Annotated in this window: 20 protein-coding genes and 1 tRNA gene; 10 read left to right on the forward strand and 11 right to left on the reverse strand. The window is 74.5% G+C overall.

What is annotated here, in order from left to right; translation table 11 throughout:
* The first annotated feature begins 63 nt into the window (after window positions 1-63).
* On the forward strand, window positions 64-741 hold the full coding sequence (locus tag ACFC2L_RS17355) for a Crp/Fnr family transcriptional regulator (protein ID WP_047232250.1): 678 nt from the start codon (window positions 64-66) through the stop codon (window positions 739-741).
* 84 nt (window positions 742-825) lie between these two features.
* On the opposite strand, the gene ACFC2L_RS17360 is transcribed toward ACFC2L_RS17355, so the two are convergent.
* Both ACFC2L_RS17360 and ACFC2L_RS17365 read right to left on the reverse strand, forming a co-directional pair.
* Window positions 826-1,314: a RidA family protein gene (locus ACFC2L_RS17360; RefSeq protein WP_375825584.1), complete on the reverse strand. Its 489-nt coding sequence runs from the start codon at window positions 1,312-1,314 to the stop codon at window positions 826-828.
* Window positions 1,314-1,478 (reverse strand): hypothetical protein, encoded by a 165-nt coding sequence (locus ACFC2L_RS17365; RefSeq protein ID WP_021481786.1) that lies wholly within the window; start codon window positions 1,476-1,478, stop codon window positions 1,314-1,316. Before ACFC2L_RS17365 ends, ACFC2L_RS17360 begins: the two co-directional genes overlap by 1 nt.
* A 128-nt stretch (window positions 1,479-1,606) precedes the next feature.
* On the opposite strand from ACFC2L_RS17365, the gene ACFC2L_RS17370 reads away from it, so the two are divergent.
* The 3 genes from ACFC2L_RS17370 (at window position 1,607) to ACFC2L_RS17380 (ending at window position 5,159) form a co-directional block, all read left to right on the forward strand.
* A complete protein-coding gene (locus ACFC2L_RS17370) occupies window positions 1,607-3,964 on the forward strand; it encodes a transglycosylase domain-containing protein (protein WP_375825585.1) in 2,358 nt (785 codons plus the stop codon).
* Window positions 3,928-4,926, forward strand: coding sequence for a metallophosphoesterase (locus tag ACFC2L_RS17375; RefSeq protein ID WP_375825586.1), 999 nt, complete (start codon window positions 3,928-3,930; stop codon window positions 4,924-4,926). The genes ACFC2L_RS17370 and ACFC2L_RS17375 overlap by 37 nt, the downstream gene beginning before the upstream one ends.
* A 156-nt stretch (window positions 4,927-5,082) precedes the next feature.
* Window positions 5,083-5,159 (forward strand) — tRNA-Pro (locus tag ACFC2L_RS17380).
* Window positions 5,160-5,250: 91 nt separating this feature from the next.
* On the opposite strand, the gene ACFC2L_RS17385 is transcribed toward ACFC2L_RS17380, so the two are convergent.
* The gene (locus ACFC2L_RS17385) at window positions 5,251-6,096 is read right to left on the reverse strand and encodes a hypothetical protein (RefSeq protein ID WP_375825587.1); all 846 of its coding nucleotides are present in this window, start codon (window positions 6,094-6,096) and stop codon (window positions 5,251-5,253) included.
* A gap of 223 nt (window positions 6,097-6,319) precedes the next feature.
* On the opposite strand from ACFC2L_RS17385, the gene ACFC2L_RS17390 reads away from it, so the two are divergent.
* Complete coding sequence (locus ACFC2L_RS17390; protein ID WP_375825588.1) at window positions 6,320-7,555, forward strand: NAD(P)/FAD-dependent oxidoreductase; 1,236 nt, start codon at window positions 6,320-6,322, stop codon at window positions 7,553-7,555.
* Window positions 7,556-7,645: 90 nt separating this feature from the next.
* On the opposite strand, the gene ACFC2L_RS17395 is transcribed toward ACFC2L_RS17390, so the two are convergent.
* The 4 genes from ACFC2L_RS17395 to ACFC2L_RS17410 form a co-directional block, all read right to left on the reverse strand.
* Window positions 7,646-8,779, reverse strand: coding sequence for a bifunctional 2-methylcitrate synthase/citrate synthase (locus ACFC2L_RS17395; protein WP_375825589.1), 1,134 nt, complete (start codon window positions 8,777-8,779; stop codon window positions 7,646-7,648).
* 80 nt (window positions 8,780-8,859) lie between these two features.
* Window positions 8,860-9,777 carry a methylisocitrate lyase gene (prpB, locus tag ACFC2L_RS17400; RefSeq protein ID WP_375825591.1) on the reverse strand — a complete coding sequence of 306 codons (918 nt, stop codon included), beginning with the start codon at window positions 9,775-9,777 and terminating at the stop codon, window positions 8,860-8,862.
* Window positions 9,777-11,444: an MmgE/PrpD family protein gene (locus tag ACFC2L_RS17405; protein ID WP_375825592.1), complete on the reverse strand. Its 1,668-nt coding sequence runs from the start codon at window positions 11,442-11,444 to the stop codon at window positions 9,777-9,779. Before ACFC2L_RS17405 ends, prpB begins: the two co-directional genes overlap by 1 nt.
* A gap of 29 nt (window positions 11,445-11,473) precedes the next feature.
* Window positions 11,474-12,202, reverse strand: coding sequence for a GntR family transcriptional regulator (locus ACFC2L_RS17410; protein ID WP_375825593.1), 729 nt, complete (start codon window positions 12,200-12,202; stop codon window positions 11,474-11,476).
* Window positions 12,203-12,318: 116 nt separating this feature from the next.
* Between ACFC2L_RS17410 and ACFC2L_RS17415 the strand changes: the two genes are divergently transcribed.
* Together ACFC2L_RS17415 and sigJ are read left to right on the forward strand one after the other, a co-directional pair.
* The gene (locus tag ACFC2L_RS17415; protein WP_375825594.1) at window positions 12,319-13,074 is read left to right on the forward strand and encodes an SDR family oxidoreductase; all 756 of its coding nucleotides are present in this window, start codon (window positions 12,319-12,321) and stop codon (window positions 13,072-13,074) included.
* The gene (gene sigJ / locus ACFC2L_RS17420; protein WP_375825595.1) at window positions 13,071-14,015 is read left to right on the forward strand and encodes an RNA polymerase sigma factor SigJ; all 945 of its coding nucleotides are present in this window, start codon (window positions 13,071-13,073) and stop codon (window positions 14,013-14,015) included. The genes ACFC2L_RS17415 and sigJ overlap by 4 nt, the downstream gene beginning before the upstream one ends.
* A 4-nt stretch (window positions 14,016-14,019) precedes the next feature.
* On the opposite strand, the gene ACFC2L_RS17425 is transcribed toward sigJ, so the two are convergent.
* Complete coding sequence (locus ACFC2L_RS17425; RefSeq protein WP_375825596.1) at window positions 14,020-14,760, reverse strand: DUF2625 family protein; 741 nt, start codon at window positions 14,758-14,760, stop codon at window positions 14,020-14,022.
* A gap of 225 nt (window positions 14,761-14,985) precedes the next feature.
* Between ACFC2L_RS17425 and ACFC2L_RS17430 the strand changes: the two genes are divergently transcribed.
* Window positions 14,986-16,467, forward strand: coding sequence for a DUF4232 domain-containing protein (locus tag ACFC2L_RS17430; RefSeq protein ID WP_375825597.1), 1,482 nt, complete (start codon window positions 14,986-14,988; stop codon window positions 16,465-16,467).
* A gap of 43 nt (window positions 16,468-16,510) precedes the next feature.
* Here the strand turns inward: ACFC2L_RS17430 and ACFC2L_RS17435 are convergent, their stop codons facing one another.
* A complete protein-coding gene (locus tag ACFC2L_RS17435; RefSeq protein WP_375825605.1) occupies window positions 16,511-17,614 on the reverse strand; it encodes a 3-deoxy-7-phosphoheptulonate synthase in 1,104 nt (367 codons plus the stop codon).
* Between the two features lie 410 nt (window positions 17,615-18,024).
* On the opposite strand from ACFC2L_RS17435, the gene ACFC2L_RS17440 reads away from it, so the two are divergent.
* Window positions 18,025-18,522, forward strand: a complete 498-nt coding sequence (locus ACFC2L_RS17440; protein WP_375825598.1) for an NUDIX domain-containing protein — start codon at window positions 18,025-18,027, stop codon at window positions 18,520-18,522.
* Here the strand turns inward: ACFC2L_RS17440 and ACFC2L_RS17445 are convergent.
* Window positions 18,496-20,061 carry a SpoIIE family protein phosphatase gene (locus tag ACFC2L_RS17445; RefSeq protein WP_375825599.1) on the reverse strand — a complete coding sequence of 522 codons (1,566 nt, stop codon included), beginning with the start codon at window positions 20,059-20,061 and terminating at the stop codon, window positions 18,496-18,498. The genes ACFC2L_RS17440 and ACFC2L_RS17445 overlap by 27 nt on opposite strands.
* Window positions 20,061-20,861 (reverse strand): alpha/beta fold hydrolase, encoded by an 801-nt coding sequence (locus ACFC2L_RS17450; protein WP_375825600.1) that lies wholly within the window; start codon window positions 20,859-20,861, stop codon window positions 20,061-20,063. The genes ACFC2L_RS17445 and ACFC2L_RS17450 overlap by 1 nt, the downstream gene beginning before the upstream one ends.
* Before the next feature lie 114 nt (window positions 20,862-20,975).
* On the opposite strand from ACFC2L_RS17450, the gene ACFC2L_RS17455 reads away from it, so the two are divergent.
* Window positions 20,976-21,434, forward strand: coding sequence for an Rrf2 family transcriptional regulator (locus tag ACFC2L_RS17455; RefSeq protein ID WP_047232267.1), 459 nt, complete (start codon window positions 20,976-20,978; stop codon window positions 21,432-21,434).
* Window positions 21,435-21,598: the final 164 nt, after the last annotated feature.

The following is a 21,598-nucleotide window of genomic DNA, read 5'->3' on the forward strand; positions in this document are numbered from 1 at the left end:
TTGCAGCCGTAGGGCAGACTTGTCCTGGAACATTTCCGAGGACGAGACGATAGGACACCCCGCGTGGACGACGACGTTGTGCTCTCCGCCCCCCTGTTCGCGACGATGGACGCGGACGAGACGCGCACCCTCTTCGAGTCGATGCAGCAGATCGAGCTCTCCCGCGGCGACGTGCTGTTCCGCGAGGGCGAGCCGGGCGACCGCCTCTACGTGATCGCGAGCGGCAAGATCAAGCTGGGGCGCCGCTCCAACGACGGCCGCGAGAACCTCCTGTCGATCCTCGGCCCCGGCGAGATGTTCGGGGAGCTCTCCCTGTTCGACCCGGGCCCCCGCACCGCCACCGCGAGCTCCGTCGCCGACTCCGTCATCTACGAGCTCGGGCACGACCAGCTCGTCGAGTGGATCGAGAAGCACCCGAGCGTCGCCAAGCACCTGCTCAACGCCCTCGCGCGTCGCCTGCGCCGCACCAACGAGACGCTGGCCGACCTCGTGTTCTCCGACGTCCCGGGCCGCGTCGCCAAGGCGCTGCTCGACCTCTCGACCCGCTTCGGCGAGGAGACGGACGAGGGCGTCCGCGTCGCGCACGACCTCACGCAGGAGGAGCTCGCGCAGCTCGTCGGTGCGTCGCGCGAGACGGTGAACAAGGCGCTCGCCGACTTCGCGACGCGCGGCTGGGTGCGCCGCGAGGGCCGGGCCGTCGTCCTGCTCGACATGGACCGCCTGGAGCGCCGCGCGCGCTGACCGACCGCCACCGACGAGGACGGGGTCGGCGACCGGGTCCGTGAGGACCTGGCCGCCGGCCCCGTTCGCGTGCCGGCGGGGGCGCTACTCCGCGAGCTCCACGACGATCTCGACCTCGACCGGGGCGTCGAGCGGCAGGACCGCGACGCCGACGGCACTGCGGGCGTGGACGCCTGCCTCGCCGAAGACCTCCCCGAGCAGGGCGCTCGCCCCGTTGACGACGCCGGGCTGGCCCGTGAACGACGGGTCGCTCGCCACGAACCCGACGACCTTGACGACGCGGGCGACCTGGTCGAGGTTCCCGACGAGGTCGTGCACGGCGGCGAGCGCGTTGAGCGCGCACTGCCGGGCGAGGGCCGCGGCGTCGGCGGGCGGGACGAGCCCCTCGCCGTCGCCGACCTTGCCCGTCGCGGGCAGCGCGCCGTCCACGAACGGGAGCTGGCCCGACGTGTGGACGTACCGCCCCGAGCGCACCGCGGGCACGTAGGCGGCGACGGGCGCTGCCACCGGGGGCAGGGCGAGGCCGAGCTCCGTCAGGCGCGCGGCGATCGTCCCGGCGGGGAAGCCCGCCACTACTTCTCCCCGGTCGGGCGCTTCAGGTAGGCGACGAGGCCGTTGCCGTCGGGGCCGGTCACGACCTGGACGAGCTCCCAGCCGTCGGAGCCCCACTGGTCGAGGACGGCCTTGGTGTTGTGGATGATGAGGGGGATGGTCGCGTACTCCCACGTGGTTGCCATGGGGCGAGCGTAGTCGGCCCGCGCAGGCACCGCCGAGGAGGTCGCCGCGGGATGCTTACACAACCCGCACACCCGCGGGCCCCGGGATCCCGGGGCCCTCCCAGGGTCGCTCCCGTAGGGTTGTCACCATGGCTTCCCGTGTGCGTCCTCGCGGCCGGCAGATCAACGCGTACCAGCTCGTCGCCCTCTTCCTGGCGTTCGTGCTGGTCTCCGGCGTCGGCGGCGTCCTCGCCGCCGGGCTGCTCGTCCCGCTCGCCGCCGGGGCGAACACGGCGACCGACACCGCGGTCGAGGTCTTCGACGAGCTGCCGGCGGACCTCGAGCCCGGCCCGCTGTCCGAGCAGTCGCGCATCTACGCCAAGGACGGCACGACGCGCCTCGCGACGTTCTACACCGAGAACCGCATCGTGGTCCCGCTGGACCAGGTCTCGGACGCGATGAAGAACGCGGTCATCGCGATCGAGGACAAGCGCTTCTGGGACCACGGCGGCGTCGACGTCGAGGGTCTCCCCCGCGCGGTCGTCAACAACATCACGGGCGGCGACACCCAGGGGGCCTCGACGCTCACGCAGCAGTACGTGAAGAACGTGCTCATCGAGCAGGCGGTCCGCGACGACGACACCATGGCGCTCTACGAGGCCAACGAGAAGTCGCTCGGGCGCAAGGCGCGCGAGGCCAAGCTGGCCATCGCGCTCGAGAAGAAGATGACCAAGGAGGAGATCCTCCAGGGCTACCTCAATATCGCGCAGTTCGGCCGCTCGGTCTACGGCGTGGAGACGGCGGCGCGGCACTACTTCAACAAGAGCGCGATCGACCTCGACTACGTCGAGGCCGCGACGATCGCGGGGATCACCAAGGCGCCGTCGACGTACGACCCGACCACGGAGCCGGAGAACGCCCAGAAGCGACGCGACATCGTGCTCAACCAGATGTACCAGCAGGGGTTCATCACCCGCGAGGAGTACGACACGGGCCGCACCCGGCCGATCGCCGAGACGCTCTCGGTCCAGCCGCTCGAGGCGGGCTGCCAGGCATCCGGTGGTTCGGCGTTCTTCTGCGACTACGTCACGAAGATCATCATGTCCGACCCGGTGTTCGGCGAGACCAAGGAGGAGCGCCAGACGCTGCTCTACCGCGGCGGTCTCGACATCTACACGACGCTCGACCCCGCGATGCAAGCGGCGGCCGAGCAGCACGCGGCCGCGGCGGTCCCGGCGGACGACCCGAGCCAGATCGAGGACGCTATCGTCACCGTCGAGCCGGGGACCGGCAACATCCTCGCGATGGCGCAGAACCGCGCGTTCGACAACACCCAGGAGCCCGCGCCGAACACGACGGCCGTCAACTACAGCGTCGACCAGGCGCACGGCTCGTCGAACGGGTTCTCCCCCGGCTCGACGTGGAAGCCGTTCGTGCTCGCGGAGTGGCTCAACGAGGGCCACTCGCTCTACGAGAACGTCAGCGCCACCAAGCGGACGTGGACCCTCAGCCGGGACTTCCACGCGAGCTGTGTCCGGTTCGGCAACGAGCAATGGACGCCCGCGAACTCCGACGGCGACGGCCAGGGCTCGATGTCGGTCCTCAAGGCGACGTACAACTCGGTGAACACCGCCTACACGACGATGGCGAGCAAGCTCGATCTCTGCGGCGTCGCGAGCACGGCGACGGCGGCGGGCTTCCAGCCGTCCATGCTCGAGGACGGCGGAGAGGTGAAGGTTCGCCCGTCCATGATCCTCGGCACGCAGAACTCCTCCCCGCTCCAGATGGCGGCTGCGTACGCGACGTTCGCCAGCGGCGGCACCTACTGCTCGCCGGTCGCGATCACCAAGGTCCTCGACTCGAACGGTCAGGAGCTCCCCGTGCCCTCTGCGGACTGCCGGGAGAACGCGATCGACCCGGGCGTCGCGAACACCGTCACGTACGCGCTCCAGCAGGTGCTGACGCAGGGTTCCGGGCGCGGCAACGCGCTGGCCGACGGTCGTCCCGCGGCAGGCAAGACCGGCACGGCGAACAACAACACGCACACGTGGTTCATCGGGTACACGCCGCAGGCCGCGACCGCCGTCTGGATCGGCAACGCGGAGGGCGACGTCCCGATGAACCGGAACACCTACGGGAGAGCATTCACGATCAACGGGAAGTCGCTCCAGTTCTGGTACGGCTCGAGCCTGGCCGCACCGACCTGGCGCGACTACATGAACCAGATCCTCGCCGGCCAGCCCGCCCCGGGCTTCGCCGACCCGGACTGGAAGCGGGTCAACGCCCCCGCCCCGCCGCCCACGGCGCCGACGACGCCCGAGGGCGGCGACGGCGGCCAGGGTGGTGGTGACCAGGGCGGCGGCGACCAGGGCGGTGGCGACGAGCAGCCCGACGCCGACGCGGGCGGAGGCCGTGGCGACCGCGGTGACCGCGGGAACGGGGCCGGCCGCGACGACGTCGACCTCGGCGAGTGGTTCGGCAACCTCGGCGGCAGGGGGAACGGCTGAGCGCCGCCGGCCGACGCCGGGCCCTGCGCGGGCTCGGCGCGCTCGCCGTCGTCGGCCTGACCGGCGTGGCGTACGCGCACGTCGAGACCACGCTGTTCACGCTCCGCCGCGTGACCGTGCCCGTGCTGCCCGCCGGCACGCCCGCCCTGCGCGTGCTCCACGTCTCGGACCTCCACCTGGTCCCCAGCCAGCGGCGCAAGATCGAGTGGGTGCGCTCGCTCGCCGAGCTCGAGCCGGACCTCGTCGTCGACACGGGCGACAACCTGGCGCACGTCGACGCGCTCGACCCGCTGCTGCACGCGCTCGAGCCGCTGCTCTCGACGCCCGGCGCCTTCGTCATGGGGTCGAACGACTACTACGCGCCCGTCCCCAAGAACCCGGCGCGGTACCTCCTGCCGGACGCGCGCGTCCCGTTCGCCGGCGAGGCCCGGCTGCTCCCGGCGGGCGAGCTCGCCGCGGCGATGCGCGACGCGGGCTGGGCCGACCTCACGAACCGTCGCGACGTCCTGGAGGTCGGCGGCGTCCGCCTCGACCTCGTCGGCGTGGACGACCCCCACCTCGACCGGGACGTCTTCCCGGCACCCTCCGCTCCGGGCGGTCTCGGTGCCGGCTCCGAGGGGGCGTCGGACGACGGCCCGGTGCTCCGCGTCGGGGTCACGCACGCGCCGTACCGGCGTGTGCTGGACGCCATGCACGACGACGCGGCGGAGCTGGTCCTCGCGGGCCACACCCATGGCGGGCAGCTCTGCGTGCCCGGGTTCGGCGCGCTCGTGACGAACTGCGACATCGACCGCCGGCGGGCCAAGGGTCTGCACGGCTGGCCCGGCGCGCGGCCCGACGCACCCGGTGGCGAGGACTCGACGTGGCTCCACGTCTCCGCCGGAGCGGGCACCTCGCCCTACGCGCAGGTGCGCTTCGCGTGCCGCCCCGAGGCGACGCTGCTCACCCTGACGGCACGCTGAGCGGGTCGTGCGCACCCTCCCCGCGAGGGCGCGCACGGGGTGTCGGCGGGGTCACGGGAATCGAGTTTCGTCGCACGGCACTTCGTCGGCTATTCTGAGCAGGCTTCCCGCGCGGAAGACGAGGTCTCCTCGTCGATCATCGTGCGGACGAGCAACCGGGGTGTGGCGCAGCTTGGTAGCGCGCTTCGTTCGGGACGAAGAGGTCGCAGGTTCAAATCCTGTCACCCCGACCAGGCTGAAGGCCCGGAATCGCCACGATTCCGGGCCTTCGTCATGTCCGCCGACGGGGCGTCCGCTCGGACGTCCCCGCTCCCCGACCCGTCCTCAGGGCCGGTCCGCACCCGGGCCGGTCGCCGTCCCGGCGGCGTCGCACGGCGGGTCGATCGCCACCCCCGCCGCGTCCGCCTCCCCCACCAGGAGGACGAGGGCGCGCTCCATCGCCGTCGGCTGCAGCTTGCCGACCTGGTGCCCGTGCGGGTGGTCGAAGAACGCGAGCAGGCACAGCAGGAGCGTGATGACGAGCGTGACGCTGCCCATGAGCAGGCCCTGCGTCGCGGCACGCTCCGCGGAGTCGGCGAAGAAGAGCAGGAAGACGAAGACGGTCGCGGAGACGACGAAGAGGACGAGCCACAGGGGCAGCGGGATCAGGCCCTCCGCGCCGTGCACGCGGGACTGGCGGGCGTCCTCGCGGGCCGCGGTCTGGTCCATCCACCGGTCGTAGGCGGACTGCTGGGTGTCCGACGCGGGGACGACGTCGCGCACCGTCCGGTAGAGCGCGACCCCCCACGGGTTGACCGCCTCGCCGAGCGCGCCGTCCGCCATCTGCTCCCACTCGCTCGCGACCACGTACCGGGCGTAGCAGACGAGCTCCCCGGACAGCCGCGTCGCGTCGTCGGGGGCGAAGAACTGCGCGGTCTCCAGCTGCTGCACGACGATCCGCGCCTCGGCCTCGGCGCCGCTCCGCGCCTCGTCGTACGACTCGAAGGCGAGGAAGACGATGAACCCCAGGAGCACGGAGAAGCCCGTGGCGACCACCCCGAAGACCCCCGACGCCCGGTCGCCGTCGCTGAACCGGCTGCCGGCCGGTGCGCGCCGCCGGACGAGCAGCATCGTCGCGACCGCCACGGCGACGACGACGACGGTCACGATCGCGCCGACGACGATGCTCACGGCACCTCCTCCGCGCGGGTGCCGCCGCGCGGTGCACGGCGGGTGCTGTCGTGGACAAGCCTGCCCGGGGACGCCGTCCGGGGTCGTCACGCGAAACGTGTGAACGCCGCCGCGGCGGGGCGTCGGTGCGTGCCGTCGCCGCACCTCGCACGGTGTGCGAGAACGCGCCAGACTGGGGCCGTCCGCCCGAGTCCCGGGCACCCGAGTCACTGCGGAGGTCGTCATGAGCGCTGGACGTCACGTCGTCGTCGGAGGAGGGCTCGCCGCCGCGAAGGCCGTCGAGACGCTGCGCGACGAGGGCTACGACGGTGGCCTGACCGTCGTCGCGCGCGAGCCGCACCGACCGTACGAGCGGCCGCCGCTGTCCAAGGACTACCTGCGCGGCGAGGCGGAGCGCGAGTCGGTGTTCCCCCTCTCCGCGGACTGGTACGCCGAGCACGACGTGGAGCTCCTCACCGAGACCGAGGCGACCGCCGTCGACCTCGCCGGTCGGAGCGTCGCACTCTCGGGCGGCCGGACGCTGCCGTACGAGAAGCTGCTGCTCGCGACCGGCTCGGACCCGCGCCGGATCCCGCTGCCCGGCCTCGACCTGGACGGCGTCCACGAGCTGCGCACGCTCGACGACAGCGACGCGCTCGCCGCCGCGCTGCGCGCCGCCCACGACGGCGGCGCGGGGCGGCTCGCGATCGTCGGCGACGGCTGGATCGGGCTCGAGGTCGCGGCGTCTGCCCGCACGCTCGGTCTGGACGTCACGGTGATCGGGCTCGGCACGCACCCCCTCGAGCGGGTTCTCGGTCCGGAGATGGGTGAGCTGTACGGGCAGGTCCACACCGACCACGGCGTCCACCTGCACCGCCGTGCCCAGGTCACGGGCATCTCGGGCGCGGGCGGCCGCGCGACGGGCGTCGACATCGCCGACGGGACGCACGTCGACGCCGACCTCGTGCTCGTCGCCGTGGGCGCGGTCCCGCACGTCGCGCTCGCCCGCGAGGCAGGCCTGGCGCTCGACTCCGCGACGGGCGGCGTCGTCGCCTCCGCGACCCTCCAGACCACGGACCCCGACGTCTTCGTCGCCGGTGACGTCGCGAGCGTGCCGTCGGCGCGCTACGGGCGGTCGGTGCGCGTCGAGCACTGGGCGACCGCGCTCAACCAGGGCCCGCACGCGGCGCGCGCGATGCTCGGCGCGACCGACCCCTACCCCGAGCTGCCGTACTTCTTCTCCGACCAGTACGACGTCGGCATGGAGTACCTCGGCTTCGTCGCGGGCCCCGACGCCTACGACGAGGTCGTGGTCTCCGGCTCCGTCCTCGACCGCGAGCTCGTCGCGTTCTGGGTCAAGGACGGCCGCGTCGAGGCGGGCATGGCCGTCAACGTCTGGGACCGCATGGAGGACGTCAAGGCGCTCATCCATCGCGACGGTCCGGTGGACCGCACCGAGCTGGAGTCCTTCGTCGGCTGACCCCCCCCGCGTGCGGCGAACAGGCGGCTGCCGCCCGTCAGGTGCCCGGACCGGGCGGCAACCGCATGTTCGGCGGAGGGGGCTCCGGCGTCAGGGGAGGTCGCGCTGGGGCGGGCCGACGTACTCGCTGAGCGGGCGGATGAGGGCGTTGGCGGCGCGCTGCTCCATGACGTGCGCCGTCCAGCCCACCACGCGCGACGCGACGAACAGCGGGGTGAACATCGGGGTGTCGAAGCCCATGAGGTGGTACGCGGGGCCCGCCGGGTAGTCGAGGTTGGGGAGGATGTTCTTGCGCTCGGTCATCGCGGCCTCGAGCGCGACGTAGAGGTCGAGGAGGTCCTGGCGGCCGTAGTGCGCGACGAGGTCGTCGAGGGTCGCGCGCATGGTGGGGACGCGCGAGTCGCCGTGCTTGTAGACGCGGTGCCCGAAGCCCATGATCTTGCGCTTGTGCGCGAGCGCGTCGTCGAGCCAGGCCTCGGCGCGGTCGGCGGTCCCGATCTCGGCGAACGTCGCCATGACGGCCTCGTTCGCGCCGCCGTGGAGCGGTCCCTTGAGCGCCCCGACGGCGCCGGTCACCGCCGAGTGCAGGTCGGACAGCGTCGACGTGATGACGCGCGCGGTGAACGTCGAGGCGTTGAACGAGTGCTCGGCGTAGAGCACCATCGAGACCTCGAAGGCCCGCACGACGGCGGGCTCGGGCTCCTCGCCGAACGTCATCCACAGGAAGTTCTCGGCGTAGGTGAGGTCGTCGCGGGGCTCGACGATCTGCTGCCCGCGACGGCGGCGCTGGTCGAGCGCGACGGCGGCGGGCAGCACGGCCCACAGGCGGACGGCCTTGGCCTGCTCGGCCTCGGGCGAGGAGTCCTCGGCGTCGGGGTCGTGCGCGCCGAGCTGGGAGATCGCGGTGCGGACGACGTCCATGGGGTGGCACGTCGTCGGGAGCTCGAGGATCGCGTTGCGCACGTTGCCGGGCAGGGCGCGGTGCGTGCGCTCGACGGCGGTCTGCTCGGCGAGCTGCTCGGGCGTCGGGAGCTCGCCGTGCCACAGGAGGTAGGACACCTCCTCGAAGCTGCGCCGGGCGGCGAGGTCCTGCACCGGGTAGCCGCGGTAGAGCAGCGAGTTCGTGTCGGGGTTGACCTTCGAGATCGCCGTGACGTCGACGACGACGCCCGCGAGCCCCTTGCGGATCTCGGGCCCCTCGGTGGTGGTCGGGGAGGTGGTCATGCGGTCACTCCTTCGTGCTGCACGGGTCGCGGGGAGATGCCGGTGCCGCGGCCCCACGGGCGCGCGGCACCGGCGGGTCGTCAGGGCCGGTAGGTGAAGATGCCCTCGTCGAAGGTGTTGTAGGCGGCGTAGTCGAGCAGCTCGTAGAGGCGCGCGCGCGTCTGCATGACCTCGACCTGGCCCGCCTGGGTGCCGGTCGCGGCGATCTCGTCGAGCGCGCGCTCGGCGGCGCCCATCGCGACCCGCAGGAGCGTGACGGGGTAGATGATCAGCCGGACCCCGGCGTCGCCGAGCTGGCGGCGCGTGAAGAGCTCGGACTTGCCGAACTCGGTCATGTTGGCGAGCACGGGCACGTCCACGGCCGACGCGACGGCCTCGAACTCGGACAGGTCCTTCATCGCCTCGGGGAAGATCGCGTCGGCGCCCGCGTCGACGAGCGCCTTCGCGCGGTCGATCGCGGCGCGCAGCCCGGCGTCGCCGGGGATCGTGCCGCGGACGTCGGTGCGCGCCATGACCAGGAAGCCGGGATCGCGGCGCGCGTCGGCGGCCGCGCGGACGCGCTTGGCCGCCTCGTCGAGCCCGACGACCTCCTTGCCGTCGAGGTGGCCGCACCGCTTGGGGTTGACCTGGTCCTCGACGTGCGCGCCCGCGACGCCCGCGTCCTCGAGCGCCTGGACGGTCCGCGCGACGTTCATCGGCTCGCCGAAGCCGGTGTCGGCGTCGACGAGCGCGGGCAGGTCGGTGACGCGCGCGATCTGCTGCGAGCGCCCCGCGACCTCGGTGAGGGTCGTGAGGCCGATGTCGGGCAGGCCGAGGTCCGCCGACAGCACGGCCCCCGACACGTACACGCCCTCGAAGCCCTTGTCCTGGACCAGGCGTGCGGACAGCGGGTTGAACGCGCCCGGGAGCCGCAGGGGCTCCCCCGTGGTCGCCGCGGCGTCGAGCGCCGCGCGGAACGCGCGCCGCTTGTCCGACGGCGTCACCTGGCTGTACAGCATCAGCGGGCCTCTCCCTCGGTGGTCGTGGGGCCCGACGGCGCAGGGTCACCGTGTCCGCCGGGCTGCGCCGCGGTGTCGGGCGCCTCGTGCATGGTGAAGCCCTCGCCCTCGAACTCGGCGCGCGCCCCGCCGACCTCGTCGCGCCCGAGCTCGAAGAGACCGGTCGGGGTGGGGACCGCGTCGAGGAGGCCCGGGCGCCCGACGATCGTCAGCTCGCGCACCTCGGCGGGCGTGAGCGACGGGAGCCGCTGCGCGAGGTCGAGGAAGCGCTCGATCTCGGCGTCCTCGAGCACGCCCGCCGCGAGCGTGCGGAACTTCTTGACGTACTGCTCGCGCCCGAACGGCCGCGCACCGAGCGGGTGCGCGTCGGCGACGGCGATCTCGCGGACGAGGCGTCCGCCGTCGGCCAGCTCGATCTCGACGCGCCCGCCGAACGCCTTCTCGGCCGGGTCGGTCGAGTGGTAGCGGCGCGTCCACTCGGGGTCCTCGGCGGTGGTGACCTTGGCCCACAGGGCGACGGTGTCGGCGCGGCCCGCGCGCTCGGGGGTGTACGAGTCGACGTGGTGCCAGCCGCCGTCCTGCAGCGCGACCGCGAAGATGTACGGGATCGAGTGGTCGAGCGTCTCGCGCGACGCCGTCGGGTCGTACTTCTGCGGGTCGTTCGCGCCCGAGCCGATGACGTAGTGGGTGTGGTGGCTCGTGTGGATGACGACGCTCGTCACGTTGTCCGGGTCGGCGAGCCACGGGTGCTCGTCGTGCAGCGCCCGGGCGAGGTCGATGAGCGCCTGCGACTGGTACTCCGCGGAGTGCTCCTTGGTGTACGTGTCGAGGATCGCCGTCTTCGGCTCGCCGGGGGCCGGGAGCACGACGTCGTACGCCGCGTCCGGGCCGTCGAGCAGCCAGGCGACGACGCCGTCCTCGCCCTCGTAGATCGGCTCGGGCGACGTCTGGCCGCGCATCGCCCGGTCGACGGCCTCGACCGCGACCTTGCCCGCGAACGCGGGGGCGTGCGCCTTCCACGTGGAGATCTGGCCCTTGCGGGACTGGCGCGTGGCCGTCGTCGTGTGCAGGGCCTGGCCGATCGCCTGGAACACCGTCTCGGTGTCGAGGCCGAGCAGCGTCCCGATGCCCGCGGCGGCCGACGGCCCGAGGTGCGCGACGTGGTCGATCTTGTGCTGGTGGAGGCTGATCGCGCGGACGAGGTCGACCTGGATCTCGTAGCCGGTCGCGATCGCCCGCACGACCGCGGCGCCGTCGGACCCGGCGTGCTGCGCGACGGCGAGGATCGGCGGGATGTTGTCGCCCGGGTGCGAGTACTCCGCGGCGAGGAACGTGTCGTGGAAGTCGAGCTCGCGCACCGCGACGCCGTTCGCCCAGGCCGCCCACTCGGGGCTCGTGCGGGTGTCGAGGCCGCAGCCGAACACCGTCGCGCCCGGCGTGTACGGGTGCGCGAGCGCCTGCCCGCGCGCCGCGACCGCGGGGCCGCGCGTGAGGCTGGCCGCGGCGACGGCCGCGTTGTCGATGACGCGGTTGATCACCATGTCGACGACCTCGGGCGTGACCTCGACGGGGTCGGTCGCGAGCTCGGCGAGCTTCCACGCGAGCTGGTCGGTGCGGTCGAGCGGCTCCGCGCTGGGGTAGACGCGCAGGTGGTGGGTGTACGGCATCGGTGTCTCCGTCGTGCGGTGGGCGGTGGTCAGGGGAGGTCGTCGGTCGCCGACCCCGCGCCGCGCAGGGACTGCTCGGCGAGGGCGGCGCTGCGCTCGATGTGGGCTCGCATCGCGGCCTCGGCCGCGGCGGGGTCCCGGCTCGCGATCGCGTCGGCGACGGCGCGGTGCTCGTCGACGTGGTCGGTGGTACCGACGCGGCGACGCGCGGCGAGCGCGCGGTACCGGTCGACGTGGCCGCGGATCTGGCGCAGGAGCGCCGACCCCCAGCGGTTGTCGGCGAGGGTCTCGATCTCGCCGTGGAACTGCGCGCCGACGCGCAGCACCTCGTCCTCGTGGTCGCGCACGGCGTCCATGAGCGTCACGAGCCGGACGAGGCGGGCGACGTCGTCGGGCGTGGCGCGCTCGCACGCGTCCCGGGCGAGCAGGCCCTCGAGGCGGGCGCGCACGTCGTAGACGCGACGTGCGTCCGCGACGTCGAGCGGCGCGACGCGCACTCCCCCGGTGGGCAGCTCGACGACGAGCGCCTCCGCCTGGAGCAGGCGCAGCGCCTCGCGCACGGGGGTCCGGGAGACGCCGAGCTCGGCGGACAGCACGGGCTCGGTGAGGCGCGCGTCGGGCGCGAGCGTGCCGTCGATGATGCGGCCGCGCAGGAGGTCGTAGACCGCGCGGGCGCCGGACTGGCGGCGCGTAAGGCCCGCGTCGCCGGGCGTCGCGGACTGCCCGACGGCGGCGCGCAGGTCGGGCGTCGTCGTCACCCGGCCATCGTGCCACACGTCCTGCGCACTTGTATACAACTAGCGGATCGGCGCTCCCGTCCGGCGAGATGTCACAACCGGGGGCGCTGCGGCGTCGTACGGGTATGAGGATCGCAGTGACAGGTGGGATAGGGACGATCGGCCGGCACGTCGTCGCGGCGCTGACCGCGCGCGGGCACGAGGTGCGTGCGCTGAGCAGGCACGCGGAGCGGTACGCCGTCGACCTCCGGACGGGCGCCGGGCTCCCGGCCGCGCTCGCCGGGGTGGACGTCGTCGTGGACGCGAGCAACGCGTCGTCGTCCACGGCCGACGCGCGCGCCACGCTCGTCGACGGGACGCGGCGGCTCCTCGCGGCCGAGCGCGACGCCGGGGTGCGGCACCACGTGCTCGTCTCGATCGTGGGGTGCCACGATGTGCCGATGGCCTACTACGGCGTGAAGGTCGAGCAGGAGCGGGCGGTCGCCGCGGGCGTCGTCCCGTGGACCGTTGTCGCCGTGACGCAGTTCCACGAGTTCGTCGCCGGGACGCTCGCCGGTGCCGCGCGCCGAGGCGTCGTGCCGCTCCTGCGCGCCCCGGTCCAGCCCGTCGCCGCGAGCGACGCGGGCTCCGCGGTCGCCGACGCCGCCGAGCGCGAGCCGCTGCGCGGCACGACGACCGTCGCCGGGCCTGAGGTGCTCGACCTGCGGGACGCGGCGCGCGCCTGGCGCGCGGCGACCGGCTCGCGGGCGCTCCCGGTCCGCGTCCCGCTGCCCGGGAAGCTCGGGCGGGCGCTGCGCGCGGGCGGCCTCACCGACCCGCACCCCGACGCGCGCGGCACGACGACCTTCCGCGGCTGGCTCGCCGCCCAGCCCACCGCGGCGGTCGCGCGGTGAGCACCGACGACCTCGCGCACGCCTTCGAGGCGGAGCGTCCGCGCCTCCTGCGCCTCGCCTACGCGACCACCGGGTCCTGGTCGGACGCCGAGGACTGCGTCCAGGACGCGTGGCTGCGCCTGCGCACCCAGGACCCGGCGTCGATCCGCAACCTCGCGGCGTGGCTCACGACGACGGTCGGGCGCCTCGCGCTCGACGTGCTCGGCAGCGCGCGCGTGCGGCGCGAGCGCTACGTCGGGACGTGGCTGCCCGAGCCCGTCGTCACGGCGCCCGGCGCGAGGTCACCGGTCGCCGCGGCGGCCGCGACGTCGGCGGGGGCCGTCGACCCCGCCGAGCGGGTCACGCTGGACGAGGAGGTGAGCATGGCGCTGCTCGTCGTGCTCGAACGGCTCTCGCCCGCGCAGCGCGTCGCGTTCGTCCTGCACGACGTCTTCGGGCTGCCGTTCGAGGAGGTGGGCGACGTCGTCGGGCGCTCGCCCGCAGCGGTGCGCCAGCTCGCGTCGCGCGCCCGCAAGGACGTCGAGGCGGGACGGCCGCGCGGTCGGACGTCGCGCGCCGAGCAGGAGCGCGTCGTCGAGGCGTTCGTCGCGGCGTGCGCGGGCGACGACCTGCCGGCCCTGCTCGGTCTGCTCGACCCCGACGTGACGCTCCGGGGCGACGGCGGCGGCAAGGTCCGCGCGCTCCGCCACCCGGTCCAGGGCGCCGCGACCGTCGGGGAGGTCCTGCTCTCCTACCTCCGCAACCCGCCGCTCGGCGCGGGGGCCGTGGACGTCAACGGAAGTCCCGGGCTCGCGCTCGTCGACGGCTCGGGCGTGCTCACCGTCCTGGCGTTCACGCTCGTCGCCGGGCGCATCGCGGCCCTCGACATCGTGCGGAACCCGGACAAGCTCGCCACCGTCCCGCCGGGGCTGCTCGACGACGCGGCACCGTGGTGGCCCTGACCGGCTACGGCCGGTAGTCCCCGGCGGGCCAGGAGCCGTAGCCGTCGAGGTGCTCGTCGGCGTCGCGCACGTAGTCGTCGACGGGCGTCATGCGCTCGGCCATCTCGAAGTGCCAGTCCACGAGCTCGCCGAGCGGGACGGGCGTGCGCGACGACCGCGTGACGTCGCGCCCCTCCTCCGACCACAGCGGCGGGTAGAGGCTCAGCCCCTCGTCGAGCCGGACGGCCCCGATCTCGTCGTACCAGCCGGGCCAGCGGACCGACGCGTAGAACTCCGTGGTCCCGCCGCTCACCGCCCACTCGAGGAAGGCCGCCTGGCCGAACCCGAGGTCGACCCACGTGAGCGAGTCGGGCGCGAAGTAGTTGACGTTGCCGAGCTGGCCCGGGAGCCCGCCGCCGTTGATCGCGAACGTGCCCCCCAGCACGTCGTACGCGACGACCAGGACCGACGGCGCCACGCTGTGCTCCCCCGGCTCGCCGAGCCCGTTGACGGTCGCGAGGTCGGGCAGCCCCGCGCCGCCCCCGCCGATGATGCGCAGCCACCCGCCGTCGACGAGCACCCCGCCGGTGTGGAGCGCGAGCGCGCCCAGCGTCGAGCGGACGGTGACCTGCAGCCGGAAGAGGACCTCGAGCGACCACGCGGGAGGCGGCACGACCTCCACGCCGCCGCGCCCGAGCATGCGGGAGAGCGTCGGCCACGCGGGGTCCTCGACCGCCGCGAGCTCGGCGGCCGTCCTCACTGTCATGGCCGGATCATGCCAGATGTTGCCGGTATCCAGGAGTCCTGCTATGGAGCTGCGCCCGGCAGGTCCCCCGATGGGCTGAAAGACCGATTCGGCAGGGACCCTGCGCCCGTCCCGCCGCGGTTCGCCCCGCGGGCGCCGGGACGGGTGTGAAGACTCGGGGGCGAGCCCGGGCAGACCGCGTCGGCGCGGCCACGTCGGGGCACGCGCGTGGGTAGCGTCTCGGCCGTGGACGACGAGCGCATCGCACCGACGACGGACGGCACCGACGAGGCTGCGCCCGAGAGCGCGACCCGGGTCCCGCGGAGCACGGTCGCCGTCGTCGCGTCGGTCGCGGGCGTGGGCCTCGCGGTCGTCGCCGCGCTCCTCGCCCCCGCGGTCCTCGACGCCCCCGCCGTGGCGGACGGTCCGGCCGCGCTCCCGTCGTCACCACCGGACGGGTCGACGGCGACGTCGCCCGGGCCGGTCGACCCCGACCAGGGGACGGAGGACATGATCGCGCTCCTGCTCGCCCTGCCGGGCGTCGAGGACGTGCAGACGAACGGGCGGGTGGGCACGTCGGCCGAGATCACGCTGGTGACTCCGCTCCCCTCTCCCGAGGTCGCGCAGCGCACTACCCTGGACGCGAGCGCGATCGTCGCCGCGGTGCCCGGCGGCGGCGCGTGGTCGCTCCGGGTCGAGGGCACGGACGCGAGCGGCGGGACGCTCGCCGTCGAGCAGGGCCCGGGAGCGGCCTCCGTCCCCGGCGTCGACCCGACCACCGGGGAGCCGCGCCCCGACCTCCTCGGCGCCGACGCCGTCGCCGACGCGGTCCGCCTCGTCGCCCACGACTCCGTGCGGCGCGTGTACCTCGCCCCGGGCGCCGCCTCGGTCGACGTCCGCTCGGCCGACGACCTCGTCCCCGTCGCCGCGCTCGTGCGGGCCGAAGGTCGAGGGCTGACGAGTCTCGGCGTCCAGGGCTCCGGGGTCGGCACCTACGACGGCGACGGGCTGACCGTCCCCGACGACGCCCTGCTCACGCTCCTGGCCGACGTCGCCGCGGAGCCCGGCGTGACGCAGGTCGTGCACGACGCCGTTCGCGACACGTTCCCCCAGGACCCCCTGCTCACGGTGATCACCTCGGGCGACGCAGCCGTGGTCGCCCGCGTGCTCGACGGCGCAGCCTACGCCGGCCCGGTGCTCGCGTACCAGGTCCACGGCGCGACGGACGGCGGCGCCTCCGCGACCCGCTCCGGGTTCGTCGCGGGTGTAGCCCCGACGGCCGGGGACCGCCCCGGGGGCGCGTGCGCGACCGGCGACCTCACCCTCGGGGCCCTGGGGTTCGACGCCGCCGCGGGACGCCGGTTCCTCACCGTCACGGCCCGCAACGACGGCACCGCGGAGTGCGTGCTCGCCGGCGCGCCCGCGGTCCGCTTCGTCGCCGACGACGGCTCGGAGACGGACGTCCTCCTCGAGCCGGACGACGACGGTCTCGCCCCGCTCACGCTCGCGCCGGGCGCCACGGCCTGGGCCGCGCTCTCGTGGCGCGGCGGGTCGACGGCCGACGACCCGCCGCTCGTCACGACGCTGCTCGTGGCCCCGCACCCGGGCGACCCCGAGTCCGTCGTCGGGCTCGCGGGGATCCCCGGCGTCGGGGACGGCCTCGACCTGCTCGGCGGCGGGACCGCGATGATCGGGTCGTGGACGCCCGCGAGGGAGCTCGCGAGCTGACGCGTCACCCGAACGTCGCGGACGGGCGAGCCCCCGGACCGCCTCAGAGCGCGCGGCGGGTGCGCACCGCGGCGGCGAGCTCGCGCAGCAGGTCGGCCGTCGTGTCCCAGTCGATGCACGCGTCGGTGACCGACTGCCCGTACACGAGTCCGCTCGGCGCGGGCTTCTGCGCGCCCGCCACGAGGAAGCTCTCCATCATGAGCCCCGTGATCCCCTGCTCGCCCTCGGCCAGCCGCGCGGAGACCTCGCGCACGACCTCCGCCTGGCGCACGTGGCTCTTGCCCGAGTTGCCGTGCGACGCGTCCACGACGAGCCCGTGCTCCGTGACCCCGCCCTGCCCCGAGGTGCGCGCGACCGCGAGCGCCGCCGCGACGTCGTCGGCCCCGTAGTTGGGGCCCGAGCGCCCGCCGCGCAGGATGACGTGGCAGTCGGGGTTGCCCGCCGTCTCGACGGCCGCCGCGCGACCGAGCGAGTCCATGCCGAAGAACGTGTGCTCGCTCGCCGCGGTGATGCAGCCGTCGACCGCGATCTGCACGTCGCCGTCGGTCGCGTTCTTGAACCCGACGGGCATCGACAGGCCGGAGGCGAGCTGGCGGTGCACCTGCGACTCCGCGTTGCGCGCGCCGATCGCGCCCCAGGACACGGCGTCGGCGATGTACTGCGGGCTCGTCGGCTCGAGGAACTCGCACGCGGCGGGGACGCCGGCGTCGAGGACGCCGAGCAGCACCTCGCGCGCGAGGCGCAGGCCGTGGCGGACGTCGTGCGACCCGTCGAGGTGCGGGTCGTTGATGAGGCCCTTCCAGCCCACCGTGGTGCGCGGCTTCTCGAAGTACACGCGCATGACGACCATGAGGTCGTCGGCGAGCTCGTGCGCGACGGCGGCCAGGCGGCCCGCGTACTCGAGCGCGGCCTCGGGGTCGTGCACCGAGCACGGGCCGACGATGACGAGGAGGCGGTCGTCGTCGCCCGCGAGGACGTCGCGGACCTCGCGGCGCGACGTCGTCACGAGGTCGCTGCGCGTGGCGCCGAGCGGCAGGTCGGCGAGCATCGCGCGCGGGGCGGGGAGCGCGTCGAGCGCGCGGACCCGCAGGTCGCTCGTGCGGGCCTGGAGCTCGGGGCTGTCCACGGGGTCGACGGTACTCGTCACCTGGTCGGACGACGCGGTGGACGTCGGGCTGGACGACGCGGTCTCGGGCTGGGCGGTCGTGCTGGTCACGGGAGGCTCCTGGTCTGTGCGGCGGTGGTCGGGGGCCGCCGTGAGATCGGAGTGCTCAGCGGTGCCCAGCGGCGCTTCACCGGCCTGCTGCCGCCCGTGGTCCCGGAGCGGCCCGTCTCACGACGAAGGGCCCGGACGCGGTCCGCGTCCAAGGCCCTGTGCTGGCTCCGGGTGGTGATCTGTGGTCAGGCGAACGCCCGCACGGCCCCACCGGGAGCCTGCGTAAAGCGCCAATACCACTGAGAAGTCACGGAGCGACCGTAGCACAGGGCCTCCGCGGGTCGGACGGCCCGTCTCACGTGCCGGTCGTCCGGGTCGCCGGGCCCGCCTAGGCTCGGGACATGCCCATCCCCGAGTTCGTCGCCGCCCTGCGGTCCCACGTCGGGACCGACCTCCTGTGGATGCCGGGGGTGTCGGCCGTCGTGGTCGACGACGACGGCCGCCTGCTGCTCGGGCAGCGCGCCGACACCGGGCAGTGGGCCATGATCAGCGGGATCCTCGAGCCCGGCGAGGACCCCGCCGTCGGGCTCGCACGGGAGGTACGCGAGGAGACGGGGGTCGACGTCGTCGTGGACACGCTGGTCGCGGTGACCGTCACCGAACCGGTCGAGTACCCCAACGGCGACCGGTCGCAGTACCTCGACCTCGCGTTCCTGTGCCGACCCGTGTCCCCCGCCGCCGCGGCGGCGGCGCACGTCGCGGACGACGAGTCGCTCGCGGTCGCGTGGTTCGCCCCGGACGACCTGCCCGACGACCTCGCACGCTCCACGGTCGAGCGGCTCGGCCACGCGCTCGGCCGGCTCGCGGACCCCTCAGTCGGCCCCTTCTTCGTCCGCTGACGCGACGCGCGACGCCTCCGTCGCGGACTCGCCCGGCGCCCCCGGGCCGAGCCAGCGCACCGCGAGCAGGCACGCGTCGTCGTCCTCCGGCGCGCGCGCGACGACCGCCTCCAGCAGCTCCGTGCCGCTCAGCCCGGCGCCGAGCGCGTTCGTGACGATCTCCGCAAGCTCGTCGAGCGCGAGCGCGAGCGGCCGGTCACGGCGCTCCACGACACCGTCGGTGAAGAGGAGCAGCAGGTCGCCCGGGGCGAGCGTCACCGTGTCGGCGACGCGCGGCGTCGTGCCCCGGACGCCCAACGGTGTGGACCGCGCCTCCCACAGGTAGCCCGCCGACCCGTCCGCGCGCACGAGCAGCGGCGGCAGGTGTCCCGCGCACGTGTACCGCAGCGTCCCCTCCCGCAGCTCGAGCTCCCCGTACACGAGGCTCGTCATGAACCCCGTCCCGGTCCGGTCGACGAAGCGGTCGAGCCGCTCCACCACCTCCTCCGGCGGCAGGCCGGTGTCCGACGCCGCGCGGACCGCCGTCCGGAGCTGCCCCATCGCGGTCGCGGCCTTGAGCCCGCGCCCCACCACGTCCCCGACCGAGAGCGCGACGACGTCCGGGGCCACGCGGAAGGTGTCGTACCAGTCGCCGCCGACCTGCAGGTCGTGCACACCAGGGCGGTAGCAGGCCGCGACCTCCACGTGCGGGTCGGCGACGATCCCGTCCGACAGCATCGCGCCCTGCAGCTCGCTCGCGACCGACACGCTCTGCTCGTGGGTCGTCGCCCGGGCCAGCGCGAGCGCCGCGAGCTGCCCCGCCGCGGCCGCCGTGCCGAGGTCGACCGGTTCCGAGCCCGCCGCCCGGCGCGGCTCCAGCGCGAGGACGCCGAGCAGCGCCCCGGCCGTGCGCAGCGGGACGACGACGGTCCCGTCCGCGCGCACGCCCGCCTCCGTCAGCTCGTCGATCGTCGGGGCGGTCACCCCCGCGGCGCCGCCCCAGCGGCGGAGCGGGCCGCCCTCCTGCGGCGTCCACAGGGCCGCGTCGCCCGCCCCGAGCATCGTCACCGCCGCCCGGAGCAGGACCCACGCGACGCCGTCGAGACCGGCGACGCTCGCCAGGTCGGCGGCGATCCCGTGCAGCAGCCGCACGCGCCGCTCCGCCTCCTCCGCCGCGCGCCGGGCCCCCACCAGCTCGTGCTCGAAGCGCGACCGCTCGCGCGCCACCAGCATCGCGACCTCGACGAGGCGCTCTCCCCGGACCTCCCGCCCGATCGCCGTGAGCAGCACCGGCTCGCGACCCCGCGGCGTCCGCAGCTCCACCGCGACCTCGTCGACCCGCCCCTCGGTGTGCAGGCGCGGACCGAGGTGCGTCTCCCAGTAGATGCGGCCGCCCACCGTGAGCAGGTCCGCGAGCCGGCGCCCCGCGACCGCCTCCACGTCCGGCACGTCCAGCAGGCGCAGGAGCTCGTCGTTCGCGTCGAGCACCCGCCCCTCCGCGTCGAGGAGCAGGAGCGCGACGGGCGCGAGCACCCAGCGCTCGCCGCGCGACATCACCATCAGGAACCCCCGAGCCAGTCACGCATCGCCCCGACGAGGAGCGCCGGGTGCGACAGGTTCGGGCAGTGCCCGACCGAGTCGATGACGACCAGCTCGCTCCCCGGCAGGTGCTCGTGCACGTACCGTCCCACCGTCTGCGGGGCGATGACGTCCTCCCGGCTCTGCACGACGAGGGCCGGGGTCCGCACGCGCGCCAGGTCCGCCCTGTTGTCGCCGAGGAACGTCACGCGCGCGAACTGCCGCGCGATCGCCGGGTCGTTGCGCCGGAAGACCTCCGCGAGCTCGTCCCCCAGCGCCGGACGGTCCGGGTTCCCGACGATCACCGGCGCCATCGCCTGCGTCCAGCCCAGATAGTTCGCGTCCATCGTCTCGAGCAGCTCGTCGATCTCCTCGGCCGAGAACCCGCCGCGGTACCCCTCCTCGTCGATGTACCGGGGGCTCGGTCCGACGAGCACCAGGCGGTCGACGAGGTCCGGACGGTCCGCCGCCGCGAGGAGCGCGATCACCGCGCTCACCGAATGCCCCACGAGGATCACCGGCTCGTCCGCGACGTCCTCCACGACCTCGACCATGTCGGCGACGTAGCCCCCCAGCTCCGCGTGCCGCGCGGGGTCGTACGCGGCCGGGTGGGACGCGCCGCAGCCCGAGTGGTCGAAGAGCACGACCCGGTGGTCCGCCGCGAACGCGGGCGCGACGAAGCGCCACATCGACTGGTCGCCGCCGAAGCCGTGCGCGAAGACCATCGTCGGCCCCCCCGCGGGCCCCATGACCCGCACGTTGTTGCGTTCCCGCACGTCCACGGGTCACAGCGTAGGGGGAACCCGAACCGGATGAGCAGGGCCCACGCGGGTGAGATCGCTCCCGGAGACGCTGTGCACGACCGTCCGCGACCCTGCGCACGGCACAATGTCCCCATGCGTGTCTCGGCGAAGGCTGACTATGCGGTACGGGCGTGCGCCGAGCTCGCGGCGTCCCCCCACGGCGACCCCGTGCGGGCGGAGGACCTCGCGGCCGGCCAGGGACTGCCCGTCTCCTTCCTCGAACGGATCCTCGGCGACCTGCGCCGCGCCGGCATCGTCGCCAGCGTCCGCGGCCGCTCCGGCGGCCACCGCCTCGCGCGCCCCGCGTCCGAGGTCACCCTCGCCGACGTCTTCCGCGCCGTCGACGGACCGCTCGTCACCGTGCGCGACGAGCGCCCGCCCAGCCTCGAGTACGAGGGCTCCGCCGCCGCGCTCCTCGAGGTCTGGGTCGCCCTCCGCGCGAGCGTCCGCGACGTGCTCGACCGCGTGACGATCGACGACGTCGTCCGCCGCGACCTCCCCGACGACGTCCACGCCCTCGCGGCCCGCGCCGACGCCTGGGAGAACCCCTGACCCGCTGAGCGGCGGTCGGTCCGCTCGGCTCGGGTCTCCTGCCCGCGGGGTCGGGTCCGCGGTGGGGTCGGACCGTGTGCTGGGACTGGCGCACCGTCACCCTGGTCTTTCGGGCGGGGGTTCTCGGAGTGCGCCTCTGACGTCCTGCGCACACGGTCCGACCC

The organism is Cellulosimicrobium sp. NPDC055967 (assembly GCF_042269845.1).
Lineage (GTDB): Bacteria > Actinomycetota > Actinomycetes > Actinomycetales > Cellulomonadaceae > Cellulosimicrobium.

What these genes read in the sequence shown, in the direction of transcription:
- ACFC2L_RS17365 (WP_021481786.1), bottom strand. Translation starts at nt 1,478, where the DNA reads ATGGCAACCACGTGGGAGTACGCGACCATCCCCCTCATCATCCACAAC.
- ACFC2L_RS17390 (WP_375825588.1), top strand. Translation starts at nt 6,320, where the DNA reads ATGAGCGCTGGACGTCACGTCGTCGTCGGAGGAGGGCTCGCCGCCGCG.
- prpB (WP_375825591.1), bottom strand. Translation starts at nt 9,777, where the DNA reads ATGCTGTACAGCCAGGTGACGCCGTCGGACAAGCGGCGCGCGTTCCGC.
- ACFC2L_RS17370 (WP_375825585.1), top strand. Translation starts at nt 1,607, where the DNA reads ATGGCTTCCCGTGTGCGTCCTCGCGGCCGGCAGATCAACGCGTACCAG.
- ACFC2L_RS17395 (WP_375825589.1), bottom strand. Translation starts at nt 8,779, where the DNA reads ATGACCACCTCCCCGACCACCACCGAGGGGCCCGAGATCCGCAAGGGG.
- ACFC2L_RS17445 (WP_375825599.1), bottom strand. Translation starts at nt 20,061, where the DNA reads ATGGTGATGTCGCGCGGCGAGCGCTGGGTGCTCGCGCCCGTCGCGCTC.
- ACFC2L_RS17405 (WP_375825592.1), bottom strand. Translation starts at nt 11,444, where the DNA reads ATGCCGTACACCCACCACCTGCGCGTCTACCCCAGCGCGGAGCCGCTC.
- ACFC2L_RS17440 (WP_375825598.1), top strand. Translation starts at nt 18,025, where the DNA reads ATGCCCATCCCCGAGTTCGTCGCCGCCCTGCGGTCCCACGTCGGGACC.
- ACFC2L_RS17455 (WP_047232267.1), top strand. Translation starts at nt 20,976, where the DNA reads ATGCGTGTCTCGGCGAAGGCTGACTATGCGGTACGGGCGTGCGCCGAG.
- ACFC2L_RS17425 (WP_375825596.1), bottom strand. Translation starts at nt 14,760, where the DNA reads ATGACAGTGAGGACGGCCGCCGAGCTCGCGGCGGTCGAGGACCCCGCG.